A 13,278-nucleotide genomic window follows, 5' to 3' on the forward strand; every position below is an offset into this window, starting at 1 on the left:
GCGGCGGCGATCGCCTCGGCGCGCGGGCCTTCGATCTCGGGCAGGACCGTGCCGGGGCTGAACAGGGAGCCGGCCGGCTCGCCGCGCAGGGTCGTGAGGCCGGAAAGGACGATCTCGCGATCCGCCGTCGCGACGGACACGAGATCGGGCCCCACCCGCATGATCGTGCCGGGACGGAGATGACCGGAGGCGGCACCGATCTCCGCGCCCCGGACGAGAACGAGATCCTGCCCGGTGAAGATCTTCGGGCGCGCCAGCGGATTGGGCACCGGGCCGAAATCGAGGGCGCGGACGAGGGCCGCGATTGTCGCGGCGGGCTGGCGGAAATCCAGGGTCGCGGCGCGATCCGGGCGCTTGAGCCGGCCATGGTAGAGGCGCTCGCCCCGCTGCGGCCTCGCTTCCACGCGGCCCGAGACGAGCCCGTCGAGGAGGGCGGAAAAGCTCGAGGCGCCGGCTTCGTAGCAGCGGCCGTTGAGGCTGAAGACGGTGTCGCCGGGCAGGATGTCGAAATGCTCCTGCGCCAGGATGGCACCGGTATCGATGGTCTCGTCGATCTGATGCCAGGTCACGCCGTGCGAGGTCTCCCCGGCGAGGATCGCCCAGGTCGTGGCATGGAGGCCGGCATGCCTCGGCAGGGGGCCATCGTGAAAGTTGATCGCCCGGCGCCGGACGCGGGCGAGGATGGCGGGCGGGATCACGTCGAGGTTGCCGACGCTGAACAGGAAATCGACCGGCACGTGGCCCTGGCCCGCTTTCAGGTACGCGTCCTTGTCGATGAGGGTGAGTCCAACACGGCGCGCCCAGTCGGCGGCGCGGGGATCTCGCGTGACCACGGCGGAGATCGCATGCCCTGCGGCGAGAAAAAGCTCCGCGCATCGGATCAGCAGCGTCCCGTCGCCGATGAAGCAGGCGGTGGGTCTCGCATCGTCCTCGGCGTGATGGGCGACCGTATCGTCCCGAGGACGGTTCCCGATGAATTCCATCTCGACAGGCTCCGGCACCGCTGTACGTCAGGGGGATCGACGACTTGAAACAAGAAACGAGGTTTCGAATTTTCAAATTTGAGACAAAATGCTCGTTCCGGCAAACAAAGACATGAATTTCGACGAATCATTGAGGCAATGATCGAATAGAAGCCGACGATCCGGATAGAAATCGTACCGGCCGTCATTCCTGAAAGGGATTATTGAGACGAACCCGGACCCGCATGACGGGCCGAACTCGTTTCCTCGACCTTTCAAATAAAAGATGCGGCGTTAATCCCCTCAAGAGAAGCACTACTTCGGATTACTGAGCTTTTTCCCCGATGGCGCCCCGTCGCCGCGGGCGGATTTCAATTGCGGCGCCCCCTGGGTCAGTGCCGGGCGCATGAGCGACGAAACCGGAAGACGCGAGGCCCGGACCGTGTCGTGGGCCTCGCCGTCCGGGCCGGCGCCTCCGTCGTCGGGAAACGCCTTCCCGGCGGGGGCGGCATTGGCGGAGGACGGCGCGGCGGCGTTCGCCTGGGGCCGCCCCCGGTTCGGGCGCGGAGCCACGCGGCGGAGGACGGAGGGCGTCGGCAGCGCTTTCGGCTTCGATGGGGCGATGCCCCTCGCGAAGGTCAGCGCGTCGAGGGAGGCGAAGGTGGCGCCGCCGAGCGTCAACCATCGCGGGCGCAGGTCGCTCACGGGCGCGTCGTCCACGGGCGCGAGCTCCCGGACCCTGGCCGCAGCGGCCCGCGCCGCGCCGGACCCGCTCTCCGCAGCGTCGGTTTTCGCGACGTCGCCCTTCGCATCGATATCGACCGACGCCAGCTCCATCCGCGCCGGGGCATCGCCATCGCGGGCGAGCCCGACCTCCGCCAGGGCGGTCTCGGCCACCCGGCGCGCCTCATCCGCCAGCGCCTGCGCGCGGATCGCGGCATCGGCGCGGGCCTGGAGATCCGCGGCCTCGGACCGGAGGGTCGAGACCTCCCCGCGACTGGCCTCGAACTGCCCTTCGAGGCGCCGGAGCGCCTGCTCGCGGTCCTCCGCGCGGGCGGACAGAAGCTGGCGATCGTATTGCGTCCGCTTCAGGTCGGCCTCCACGGCCTCCAAAGCCCGGCGCCCTTCATCGACCTGCCGGCCCAGGAGGGAGCGGGCAATCTCGGCCGCGTCCTTCTCGGAGCGAAGCGCCAGGGCGAGGGTCGTGATCCTGTCCTCGGCCTGCTGCAAGGCGGCCCGATGCCCGTCCTGCTCCTGGCGCGCCTCGCGCGCTCCCACGGACCGGGTCGTCTCGACCACGAGGCCGAACACGATCGCGCTGAGAATGGAGGTGGTGGCCAGCAGCCAATAGAGGTTGCCCGAGAAGCGGGAGCCCGGCCGAATCGGGCCGACGAGGTCGGCATGGTCGTGCCGGAACGACTCGGCCCACCCCCCTCCCCCGGGGAGCGGCGCGCGGACCGAACCGACCTGCGCCGCATCGCCGGCACCGAGCGATCTTTTGGAGCCGGCAAAGCTGTCATGAGCGTGCAACCACCTGCCCAACATATCGAATCTCACATCACCGCAGCTGTATGACGCCGATTGTACCTCGCGCTGCCAGTCATCGGAGATCGAAAGAGACCTACTCCGAACGGACGATCTCGACGTATGACCGGTCCCGAACGATCCGAGCGGAATCTATACAGTCGCTGGATTTGAGACGCCGTAGGAATCCCCGAGTGCACCTCTCAATGTTCGCACCAAGAACCACCACACATTAACATCCGCATAGAGCTTTCGGATGGCTCGGCGAAGTCGGAAGCCGGCATCGATCAAATGGGATGACCAAAAAAGGATTAGCTAACCCATTTTTCATTGACGATCAGATTGTTCCAATTCATACCAGACTCTCAATTTAATGTATCGGTTTATACATTACTTGAAAACGGAGTGGTCGATTTATTCAATGCGAATCGGTGGGGGTCCAGCGATGATTCATGTATCCGGAACTACCTTTCCTCGACTCACTATTGCTCCCGCAAAACGTCCGGCGACCGTCATTAGCGGTGGAACGGCGCTCTACAGAGAAGGCTTACGCTACATCCTGATAAAGAGCGGCTTCGACGTCGTTTCCATGGTGGGAAGCCTGGATCAGTCCCAGGATTTTACCGAAACATTTGATTCGAATTTGATTATCATCATGAGTATTCAACCGACCACGGACGCGCCGACCGAAGAGATCATCAATGCTCGTCTTCGCTTCCCGAATAGCTTCATCATCTGCATCTGCGCGACCTGTGAAGTCGAGCATGTGGCACCGATGCTGGAATGCGGCGCGGCGGCCATCCTTCTGTCCAGCGCCGGTTCGGATACGCTGGTTCAGGCGCTGGAACTGATCCTCCTCGATCACTGCGTCGTGCCGCACCTGTCGGTTCGCGCGCATGTGAAGGCCGAGCCATGCGAGGAAGAGGATCAGGCGCCCGCGCCCACCGGCGAGGATCGGCCTCCCTCGGACGATCAGGCGTTCCATCTCTCGGAGCGGGAGCTCAGCATCATCGCCTGCCTGATCAAGGGCGATTCGAACCGCGCGATCGCCGAGCGCCTGTCCATTGCCGAGGGACGCGTGAAGGGGAACGTCAAGGCGATCCTCCGAAAGATCAATGTACGAAACAGAACACAGGCCGCGCTCTGGGGTATCAAATACTGCAACGCCGGGGACCGCAGCCGTCTGGTCGCGCATCATCCGGGTGTGGCGTCCCTGAACGACGTGCTCGAAGAGATGGCGAACGTCTAACAGTACCGTCGAGGCGTTCCCTCATCCTGAGGTGCCGCGTAGCGACTGTGAGAGAGCCTTCCAGTGACCGCTTTGGTCTCTGGAGGGCTCCCCTCAAAGCCTCCGCTACGCTCCGGCACCTCAGGATGAGGTGGTCTGATTGGATGCTCCGCTTTGGCAGGAACATCCGCTTAAGAATCCGATCAGACAGATGGGTTATTTGTCCAAGGCTTCACCTCATCCTGAGGTGCCGCGCAGCGGCCTCGAAGGAGATTTCCAGTCATCGCGAGATCACTGGAGGGCTCCTTCGAGGCCCTTTGCTGCAGCAAAGGGCACCTCGGGATGAGGCTGTCTGATTGGATGCTCGGCTTTGGTAGAAACATCCGCTCAGAAAGTCGATTATACAGATGGAGTGTTTGTCCAAGGCTTCACCTCATCCTGAGGTACCGCGCAGCGGCCTCGAAGGAGACTTCCAGTCATCGCGAGATCCCTGGAGGCCTCCTTCGAGGCCCTTTGCTGCAGCAAAGGGCACCTCGGGATGAGGCTGTCTGATTGGATGCTCGGCTTTGGCATGAGCAACAGCTGAGACATCCAACCAAATCGGCCTCACGCGACCTTCCCTCTCGGCCGGCACCTGGTCCATTGAGGGCGGCAATCCTCCCAATGAAGACTTGAACTACACCTCATAACATTCGGCCCGACCGGCACACTGTCAGGCCGGCGCTTGCCCTCGCACGCCATATCGCGATGCCCCGGCCAACCCCGCCACGCCCAACCGTACGCCATCGCGTCGCGTGGCCCTTCGGATGACGCGACGCCCGCGCCCCGCCGGCACCGCACATCAGCGCTCATCGCCGGTCGATCGGAGTGGATGAAGCCTGCCGCACCGGGAGTTGTCTCGACTAACCCCTTCGCGCACCAGATCGGCTTGATTTGGCACTATCGAAGACATCACGGTTCCATAGTTATTAGTCCGATTGTTCTTTTGATTTACCAGAACCATCACTTTAAATTGAATATCAAGACTGATGTAGATCGTTTTCATGACGTGATGGAAAGAGAGCCATGAACGCAAAAATTGCTGTCACGGGAGCTGGCGGATATATTGGATCCGTCATGGTCGGAGAATTGCTGCGCAGCGGGTACAGGGTCAGGGCCATCGACGCGTTCTACTTTGGAACGCCGTGTCTTTCGAAGTATGACGGCCATCCGAAACTCGAGATCGTCAAGCAGGACATCAGGACCATCGATCACCGCGCCTATGACGATTGCGATTATGCCATCGATCTGGCCGCTTTATCCAACGATCCGTCCGGCGACCTCGACCCGGAACTGACACGGTCCATCAACGAGACGGGCCGCATCCGGGCCGCGATGGCCGCCAAGCGTGCCGGCGTCCGCCGTTACCTCTTCGCCAGTTCCTGCGCGGTCTACGGTGCCGGCCAGGACCTGTTCCTCTCCGAGGACACGCCGCTGCGCCCGCTCACCATCTACGCGCAGACCTGCGCCAGGGCCGAAGAGGCCGTGCTCGCCCTGAATACCGGCCATTTCGTCGCCACCGCGCTGAGGAACGCCACCGTCTTCGGCCTGTCGCCGCGCATGCGCTTCGACCTCGTGGTCAACCAGATGAGCTTCGACGCCCTGGATCGCGGCCGCATCACGGTGGGGGGGGATGGTTCGCAATGGCGCCCCCTGGTCCATGTACGGGACGTGGCCGCCGCGTTCCTCGGCGCCCTGCGCGCTCCCGCCGGAGCCGTCGCCGGTGAGGCCTTCAACGTCGGCTGGGACAATCGCCAGATCGTCGACATCGCGCTCGCGGTGAAGAACACCGTCACGAGGCCGAGCGAGATCGAGTTCATGCCCGGCGGACCCGACCGGCGCGATTACCATGTGAGCTTCGCCAAGGCGCGCGAACACTTCGGCTTCGGGGCACGGTACCGGATCGAAGACGCCGTCATCGAGATCCAGAACGCCATCGAAGCCAAGCTCCTGCGCAACACGCCCGCCTGCAACACGGTCAAGTGGTACAAGATGCTGCTCGCCGATCCGCTCCAGGGGTTGAGCCTGCCCCTCGCGGCCGAGGAGACCGTCGCCGCGAGCCCGGGCGTCTTCCCCCGCCCGCAATTCGAGACCGCCGCGGACGGGGCGCGCGCCTGAGAGCCGATCCGGACCCGCGCCTCCCATCGACCGGCTCAAGAGCGCCGTGTCGCAGGTTTTCGATCGCAGAACCGGGGGCCACGTCTGCGAAACCTGCTTAGGAGGACACCCATGCGAGCCTATGACGTGCCTTCCTCGTCCCCGGTCCGACGGCCGGATGGCGGCTCCCCGCTCTCCGTCCGTCATGTCATCATCGAGAACAAGGAGGGATATCCCTCCTTCGCCAACGGTATTCATCAGAATACCCGCTCCCTCGTCACCGAACAGACCCTGTCGGGCGAGGCGTCCCGCATCCTGTTCCTGTCGCGCGACCCGCACGGGATGACGGTGCCGGCGGGCATCCGAATGGATCATGTCCCGCTGGAGGGGCTCAGGCTCCTCGGCCGCACGGTCAGCCTGTCGCGCCGCTCCCGCGAGGCCTTCCTCGACGGGGCCGACACGCGGACGGTCTTCCACTTCCACGGCGCGCGCCAACCGCTCCTGGTCTCGCTGACGCGGATGCTGCGCCGGCGCGGCATTCCCTACGTCATCAGCCTCCACGCCTGCTTCTCGCATTTCTACGACCGGGCCGGCCGGCTGGTGAAGCCGTCGACCGCCCTCTACGTCCGGCTGCTGGAGCGCCGCGTTCTGGAGGGGGCGCGCTTCGTCCACGTCATCACCGCCCTGGAACAGGCCGAGCTACGCCGTCTTGCGCCCAAGGCCCGGTCGGTCCTCGTGCCCCACGGGGTCTATTCGAGCGCGCTCGGCGGGCGTCCGGGATTCGTCGACAGGCCCGGCCCTGCCGGCGGGTTATTGGGCCCTGCCGGCGGGTTATTAGGCCCTGCCGGCGGCTCGCCCGTCTTCGGCTTCTGCGGCCGGCTCGCGACGTTCCACAAGGGCCTCGACCTCCTGATCGAGGGGTTCGCCCTCTACCGGCGGCAGGGCGGCACCGGCCGCCTCGTCGTCATGGGTCCCGGCGACGAGCGCGAGGCGCTGGCGGCGATGGCCCTCCGCCTCGGAATCGGGTCCGCCGTGACCTTCGAGGGGCCGCGCTACGGAGCCGAGCGGGACGACATCGTCCGGTCTTGGGACTTCTTCGCCTTTCCCTCGCGCCTCGACCGCTGGCCGACGGCCGCCCTCGAAGCGCAGATCCTCGGCGTGCCGCTCCTCATCACCGCCGAGGCGGGGATGACCGAGGCGATGACGCGGCACGGCGCCGGCCTCCTCATCGAGGATCTGACGGCCGAGGCCGTGGCCGCGTCCCTCGCCCGGGCCGCGTCCCTCGATTCCGCGGAATGGCAGGCGATGTCGCGCGGCGCCCACCGGATGGGATGCTCGGCCGACTGGACCGTGGTCGCGGCGCGCCTGCACGCCCTCTACCGAACCACACCGGCATCGCCGGCTCTCACCGAAGACATGGAGGCAACGGATGGCAGTCCCGTTCTATAGGCATGCGCTCTCGCCCGACTACGCGGTTCGGGTGGCCTCGGTCCTGGGGAGCGCGTTCCTGACGACCGGCCCCGAGGGGGCGCGCGTGGAGGACCTGCTGCGGGACTTCTTCCGGGTGCCGCATGCCAAGCTCACCTCGAGCTGGACGCAAGGGGCGGTGGCGACCCTCCTCGCCCTGGGGATCGGCCCCGGCGACGAGGTCATCGTGCCGGCCATGACCTTCGCGGCGACGGCCAACGTGGTGCGCCTCGTGGGCGCGACGCCGGTCTTCGTCGACAGCGACCCGAACACGCTCCTGATCGATCTCGCTCTCGCGGCGGCGGCCGTGACGGAGCGGACGCGGGCGATCATCCCGGTCCATCTCTACGGCCAGATGGTGGACATCCCGGCCCTGCGGGCGGCGATTCCTTCCTCGATCCGGATCATCGAGGACGCGGCCCATTGCTTCGAGGGCAGCCGCAACGGGCGCCGGCCGGGGCAGGACGGCGACGCGGCGATCTTCTCCTTCTACGCGACGAAGAACGTGACCTGCGGCGAGGGCGGCGCCGTCGTCACCCGTGATCCCAACCTCGCCCGGACCCTGGTGCAAACGGTGCTGCACGGGATGTCCGCCGGCGCGGCCCAGCGCTTCCAGGGCGGCACCTACAACCATTGGGACATCGACCGCCTCGGCACCAAGGCCAACCTGCCGGACCTGCTCGCCGTCCTGCTCGCCCCCCAGATCGAGCAGGTGGAGGTCCAGTGCGCCCGGCGCGAGGCCTTGAGCCGGCGCTACGAGGCCGCGCTCGCCGGCACCCCCTTCACCTGGCCGGCCCTGGAGCCGGGCGTGGTCTCGGCCCGGCACCTCTTCCCGATCCACGTGCCCGACGGCCGGCGCGACGACATGCTCCGGGCGCTGGGCGAGGCCCGCATCGGCACGACGGTGAATTACCGCAGCGTGCCCACCCTGACCCTCTACCGCGACGTGCCGGAAGCCTCGTCCCTGCCCGTCGCCCAGGAATGGGGCGAGGGCACGCTCTCGCTGCCGCTCTTCCCGGAACTGCGCATCGACGAGCAGGACGAGGTGATCGAGACCGTGCTGGCCCAGGCCTCCGCGTTCTGGCCGAAACCCGCCCTGCGGACCGCGACCGGACGGTGAACACGGGCCTCCCGAAACCCGTTCCCCGTCTTTCCAACCCCTGACCTCATCCTGAGGCGCCGCGAAGCGGCCTCGAAGGAGGGCTCCAGTCCTTGCTCAGAGAACTGGAGGTCTCCTTCGAGGCCCTTTGCTTGCGCAAAGGGCGCCTCAGGATGAGGTGAGGGAGTGGGGAGATCGCTCGTCTTGCAACGACACCGACTTCCCCAAGTAAACTCCCCAAGTAAAACCGACATACGAAAGCCGCCCCGCAGTCGCAGGGCGGCCTTCGCGCGGTCGATGTCTTCGCGGGATTACCCCGCGGCGACCGCGAGTTCCGGCAGCACCGCGCCCTGCGGCTCGGTCAGGTCGATCCGTGGCGCCGGGCGCTCCGCCGTGACGCTGCGCCGGCCGATGCCCACGTGGCGGAAGCCCGCCTCCGCGGCTTCCGCCGCCGGGATGATGTTGCGGTAATCGACGAGGACCGACCCCGCCATGCGCGAGCGGAGACGGGCGAGGTCGAGGGTGCGGAACGCGCTCCATTCCGTCACGATCGCCACCGCGTGGGCGCCGGCCACGCAGCTATAGGGATCGGTGGCGTAGGCGATGTCGGGCATGAGCGCCCTCGCCTGGTCCATCCCCTGCGGGTCGTAGGCCCGCACCTCGGCGCCCTCGTCCTGCAGGGCGGTGATGATCGAGGTGGCCGGCGCCTCGCGGACATCGTCGGTATCCGCCTTGAAGGTCAGGCCGAGCACCGCGACGGTCAGCCCCCGCACGGAGCCGCCGCAGGCCTTGATGAGGCGGCGCGCCATCGATCGCTTGCGCTGCTCGTTGGCGGCCGCCACCGTCTCGATGATGCGGGAGGGGACGCCGTAATCCTGCGCCGACTTGATCAGCGCCTGGATGTCCTTCGGGAAGCACGATCCGCCGAAGCCGGGGCCGGGCTGGAGGAACTGCGCGCCGATCCGCCGGTCGAGGCCGATCCCGTAGGCGACGCCCGCCACATCCGCATCCGCCCGCTCGCAGAGGTCGGCCATCTCGTTGACGAAGCCGATCTTCATGGCGAGGAAGGCGTTGGCGGCGTATTTCACCAGCTCGGCGGTGCGCCGGGTGGTGAAGAACAGCGGCACCGCCGCCTCCGCCAGGGGCCGGTAGAGGTTGGTCATGATCGCCCGCGCCCGCTCGTCCTGGGTGCCGATGACGATCCGGTCGGGATGCTGGAAATCCGCGATGGCCGCGCCTTCGCGCAGGAATTCCGGGTTCGAGACGACGGCGAAGGCCCCCTGGGGCTGGACGACGCGCATGATGTGCTCGACCCGGTCCCCCGTGCCCACCGGGACGGTCGATTTCGTCACCACCACGGTATAGCCCTGGATCGCTTGCGCGATGTCGCGGCAACAGGCGAAGACGTGGGCGAGGTCGGCATGGCCGTCACCGCGCCGGGCGGGCGTGCCGACGGCGATGAACACCACCTCCGCATCGCGGACCGCCGCCGCGAGATCGGTGCCGAAGGTCAGCCGCCCGGCCGCGACGTTGTCGGCCACGAGGGCATCGAGATGCGGCTCGTAGATCGGCATCCGGCCGGCGCACAGGGCGGCGATCCGCTGAGGGTCCTTGTCCACGCAATGCACATGATGCCCGAATTGGGCGAAGCACGCCCCGGATACGAGCCCGACATATCCGACGCCGATGACCGCCACCCGCATTCCAGCCTCCATGGATCGTTCAGATCAGCAAAGGCGGCCGCTCGTGTCGAACAGCAACCGCCGCAAGCGACAACCTTAAAATATCATCCTGTCTTGAAGAACATCTCTTCCGAGTGGGCGGAAACTAGTCCGAAAGCTACATGATCGGCGCCGATTATTGATGGCGAACACGCGATTCGACGGTGCGTCATCCCGATTCGGTGGCCCGGCAAGGTCCGGGCGGGACGGAATCCAAGACATCTTCGAGTTGTTTTTCCAAGGCACGACCTCATCCTGAGGTGCCGCGCAGCGGCCTCGAAGGAGAGCTCCAGGGATCGCGCGACCACTGGAGGGCTCCTTCGAGGCCTCCGCTACGCTCCGGCACCTCAGGATGAGGTGGTCGGCTAGAGCGCTCTCCGCCGAAGTGGATGCCGGTTCGGCGAAAAAGAGCGCGGCACAACAAAGGCCTGGAGATGTGCCCCGACCCAACGTGGTCGGGCGCAGCTCTAGGATGACCCACTCTGACAGATGACCGACTTCGGCATGAGCATCAGGACGAGGCCGGATGCGTCTGCGCCCCTGCGCCCGCTCCTCGACCCCGCAACGTCGCCCCGTCCGGCGCAAGGGTACTATGGCGGCTGGTCGAGCGCTTTCGATCTAACTCTCAAGGTTCCTACCAATACAGTCGACGATCATGCAGTCCTTCTGGCGGCACGCATTGAATAAGGACGGTCTGTCATGAAGAAAAAGATACTTGTGACCGGGGCCGGTGGGTTCATCGGGCACCATCTCGTGAAAAGCCTCGTCAGCCAGGGCCATTGGGTCCGCGGGGCCGACATCAAGCTTCCGCAATACGAAGCCTCGGCCGCGCACGACTTCATGCAGGTCGATCTGCGCATGCGCGACAATTGCGCCATCGCCGTCAAGGACATGGACGAGGTCTATCATCTGGCGGCCGACATGGGCGGCATCGGCTTCATCAGCGGCTCCCATGCCGAGATCACCCTCAACAATACTTTGATCAGCGCCCATATGGTCGAGGCCGTGCGCTACAGCGGCCTGGAGAAGTTCCTCTTCTCCTCCTCGGCCTGCGTCTATCCCCAGCACCTCCAGCTTTCGCCCGACGTCACCCCCCTCGCCGAGGACGTCGCGTGGCCGGCCCAGCCGGAGGAAGGCTACGGGCTCGAGAAGATCTACATGGAGAAACTGTGCCAATACATGACCGAGGATTGGAAGATCCCGACCCGGTCGGTGCGGTTCCACAACGTCTACGGTCCGCTCGGCACCTATGACGGCGGCCGGGAGAAGGCGCCCGCCGCGATCTCGCGCAAGGTGGTGCTCTGCCCCGACGGCGGCGAGATCGAGGTCTGGGGCGACGGTCTGCAGACCCGCTCCTTCATGTATATCGACGATTGCGTCGAGGGCCTGTGCCGGCTGATGGCGGAGGATTACTGCGCCCCGATCAATCTCGGCACCGACGAGATGATCACCATCAACGACCTCGTCGAGATCGCGGCCGAGATCGCGGGCAAGACGATCACCAAGCGCCACGACCTGACCAAGCCGCAGGGCGTGCGCGGACGCAACAGCGACAACAGCCTGATCCGCAAGGTCCTCAAGTGGGAACCCACGATCATGATCCGCGAGGGGCTCGTGCCGACCTACCGCTGGATCGAGGAAGAGATCGCCCAGGCCCATCCGGTCCGGCATTCCGTCGCGGCCGAATAACCCCGCGCCCGGCGCCGCATCCGCTTCGATGGGCACGGATGCGGCACCGACGTATTCGGCGGACCGCCTCGCGACGAAGATGCAGCAGCCACAGCAACGACCGTGAGGCGATCCGGATGTCGAAGCGCGTATTGATCGTCCACAACGAGTACCAGTTCCACGGCGGCGAGGATTCCGTCGTGGCCCAGGAGATCGGCGCCCTCGAACGGGCCGGCTGCGAGGTCCGGCTCTTCACCTTGAGCAACACATCCATCGTCACGCCGATCGACCGACTGCGCGCGGCGTTCCAGTCGGTGAATTCGCCGAAGAACATCGGCCTCGTCCTGAAGGAAGTCGACGGTTTCCGGCCGGACGTGGTCCACGTGCACAATTACTTCCCGCTGATCTCGCCGATGGTGCATGTGGCCGTGCGCAAGACGGGAACACCGACGATCCAGACGCTGCACAATTACCGGATCATCTGCGCCAACGCGATGCTGACGCGGAACGGCGCGCCCTGCGAGGTCTGCGTCGGCGGCTCCGCCTACAATGCGGTGCTGCACCGGTGCTACCGGGATTCCCGGCTCGGATCGCTGGCGGTGGCGCGATCGATCCAGCATCACAAGCAGATCGGCACATGGGCGAACCATGTGGACCGCTTCGTCGCGCTCACCGAATTCGAACGCGGCCGGTTCATCGCGGCCGGCCTGCCCGGCGGCCGCATCGCCGTGAAGGCGAACGGGCTCGCCGATCCCGGCCCGGTCCGGGAGGGCGAGCGGGAAGGATTGCTGTTCGTGGGGCGCCTAACCAGCGAGAAGGGCATCGAGACCCTGATCGCCGCCGCCAGGATCGCCGGCCGCAGGGTCACGGTCGTCGGCACCGGGCCGCTGGCGGACAAGGTCGCCGCCTCGCCCGATCTCGACTACCGGGGCCAGGTCACGCCCGCTCAGGTGCGCGCCGCGATGAGGGAGGCACGCGCCCTCCTCGTCCCCTCGCTCTGGTACGAGGGCTTGCCGATGGTGGTGGTCGAAGCCTTCGCCCTGGGCCTGCCGGTGATCGCCTCACGGATCGGCTCTCTCGCCGAGATCGTCTCGGACGACGTGACCGGCCTGCATGCCGCCCCGGGCGACGCCGCCGACCTCGCCCGCGCCATGACGCGGATCCTCACCGATCGCGCCGCATCCGAGCGCATGAGCCGGGCGGCGCGGTCGAAATACGAATCGTGCTGGAGCGAGACCGTCACCACGAACCAGCTCATGGGGATCTACGCCGACGCGATGGACTCGCACCGGACGATGCGGATCGCGGTCTAGGAGCCTGTTTCAGGTGTCTGTCCAAGGCTCGACCTCATCCTGAGGTGCCGCGTAGCGGCCTCGAAGGAGGGCTCCAGAACCCACTGAGCAGACTGGAGCGCTCCTTCGAGGCCCTTTGCTGAAGCAAAGGGCACCTCAGGATGAGGTGGTCTGGTGGGAT

Annotated in this window: 9 protein-coding genes; 6 read left to right on the top strand and 3 right to left on the bottom strand. The window is 66.1% G+C overall.

Annotated elements, in window-relative coordinates:
- Both MBTS_RS19830 and MBTS_RS19835 read right to left on the bottom strand, forming a co-directional pair.
- The coding region (locus MBTS_RS19830; protein ID WP_280529944.1) for a formyltransferase family protein at positions 1-983 on the bottom strand (983 nt) is incomplete at its 3' end.
- Between the two features lie 294 nt (positions 984-1,277).
- Complete coding sequence (locus tag MBTS_RS19835; protein WP_192216310.1) at positions 1,278-2,507, bottom strand: hypothetical protein; 1,230 nt, start codon at positions 2,505-2,507, stop codon at positions 1,278-1,280.
- A gap of 424 nt (positions 2,508-2,931) precedes the next feature.
- Here MBTS_RS19835 and MBTS_RS19840 point away from each other — a divergent pair, with 424 nt between their 5' ends.
- The 4 genes from MBTS_RS19840 to MBTS_RS19855 all read left to right on the top strand — a co-directional run bounded on the left by MBTS_RS19840 (position 2,932) and on the right by MBTS_RS19855 (position 8,437).
- On the top strand, positions 2,932-3,735 hold the full coding sequence (locus MBTS_RS19840) for a response regulator transcription factor (protein ID WP_187273465.1): 804 nt from the start codon (positions 2,932-2,934) through the stop codon (positions 3,733-3,735).
- Positions 3,736-4,779: 1,044 nt separating this feature from the next.
- Complete coding sequence (locus MBTS_RS19845) at positions 4,780-5,871, top strand: NAD-dependent epimerase/dehydratase family protein (RefSeq protein ID WP_082477477.1); 1,092 nt, start codon at positions 4,780-4,782, stop codon at positions 5,869-5,871.
- A 111-nt stretch (positions 5,872-5,982) separates the two neighbouring features.
- Complete coding sequence (locus MBTS_RS19850) at positions 5,983-7,299, top strand: glycosyltransferase (protein WP_192216311.1); 1,317 nt, start codon at positions 5,983-5,985, stop codon at positions 7,297-7,299.
- Positions 7,280-8,437, top strand: a complete 1,158-nt coding sequence (locus MBTS_RS19855; RefSeq protein WP_192216312.1) for a DegT/DnrJ/EryC1/StrS family aminotransferase — start codon at positions 7,280-7,282, stop codon at positions 8,435-8,437. Before MBTS_RS19850 ends, MBTS_RS19855 begins: the two co-directional genes overlap by 20 nt.
- 290 nt (positions 8,438-8,727) lie before the next feature.
- Here the strand turns inward: MBTS_RS19855 and MBTS_RS19860 are convergent, their stop codons facing one another.
- A complete protein-coding gene (locus MBTS_RS19860; protein WP_192216313.1) occupies positions 8,728-10,119 on the bottom strand; it encodes a UDP-glucose dehydrogenase family protein in 1,392 nt (463 codons plus the stop codon).
- Between the two features lie 717 nt (positions 10,120-10,836).
- Between MBTS_RS19860 and MBTS_RS19865 the strand changes: the two genes are divergently transcribed.
- Both MBTS_RS19865 and MBTS_RS19870 read left to right on the top strand, forming a co-directional pair.
- Entirely contained in the window at positions 10,837-11,826 is a 990-nt protein-coding gene (locus MBTS_RS19865) for an NAD-dependent epimerase/dehydratase family protein (RefSeq protein ID WP_056147010.1), read from the top strand.
- Between the two features lie 116 nt (positions 11,827-11,942).
- The gene (locus tag MBTS_RS19870; RefSeq protein WP_192216314.1) at positions 11,943-13,118 is read left to right on the top strand and encodes a glycosyltransferase; all 1,176 of its coding nucleotides are present in this window, start codon (positions 11,943-11,945) and stop codon (positions 13,116-13,118) included.
- Positions 13,119-13,278 lie beyond the last annotated feature (160 nt).

The organism is Methylobacterium bullatum, from assembly GCF_014845095.1.
GTDB classification, from domain to species: domain Bacteria; phylum Pseudomonadota; class Alphaproteobacteria; order Rhizobiales; family Beijerinckiaceae; genus Methylobacterium; species Methylobacterium bullatum.

What these genes read in the sequence shown, in the direction of transcription:
- MBTS_RS19835 (WP_192216310.1), bottom strand. Translation starts at nt 2,507, where the DNA reads ATGTTGGGCAGGTGGTTGCACGCTCATGACAGCTTTGCCGGCTCCAAA.
- MBTS_RS19840 (WP_187273465.1), top strand. Translation starts at nt 2,932, where the DNA reads ATGATTCATGTATCCGGAACTACCTTTCCTCGACTCACTATTGCTCCC.
- MBTS_RS19845 (WP_082477477.1), top strand. Translation starts at nt 4,780, where the DNA reads ATGAACGCAAAAATTGCTGTCACGGGAGCTGGCGGATATATTGGATCC.
- MBTS_RS19850 (WP_192216311.1), top strand. Translation starts at nt 5,983, where the DNA reads ATGCGAGCCTATGACGTGCCTTCCTCGTCCCCGGTCCGACGGCCGGAT.
- MBTS_RS19855 (WP_192216312.1), top strand. Translation starts at nt 7,280, where the DNA reads ATGGCAGTCCCGTTCTATAGGCATGCGCTCTCGCCCGACTACGCGGTT.
- MBTS_RS19860 (WP_192216313.1), bottom strand. Translation starts at nt 10,119, where the DNA reads ATGCGGGTGGCGGTCATCGGCGTCGGATATGTCGGGCTCGTATCCGGG.
- MBTS_RS19865 (WP_056147010.1), top strand. Translation starts at nt 10,837, where the DNA reads ATGAAGAAAAAGATACTTGTGACCGGGGCCGGTGGGTTCATCGGGCAC.
- MBTS_RS19870 (WP_192216314.1), top strand. Translation starts at nt 11,943, where the DNA reads ATGTCGAAGCGCGTATTGATCGTCCACAACGAGTACCAGTTCCACGGC.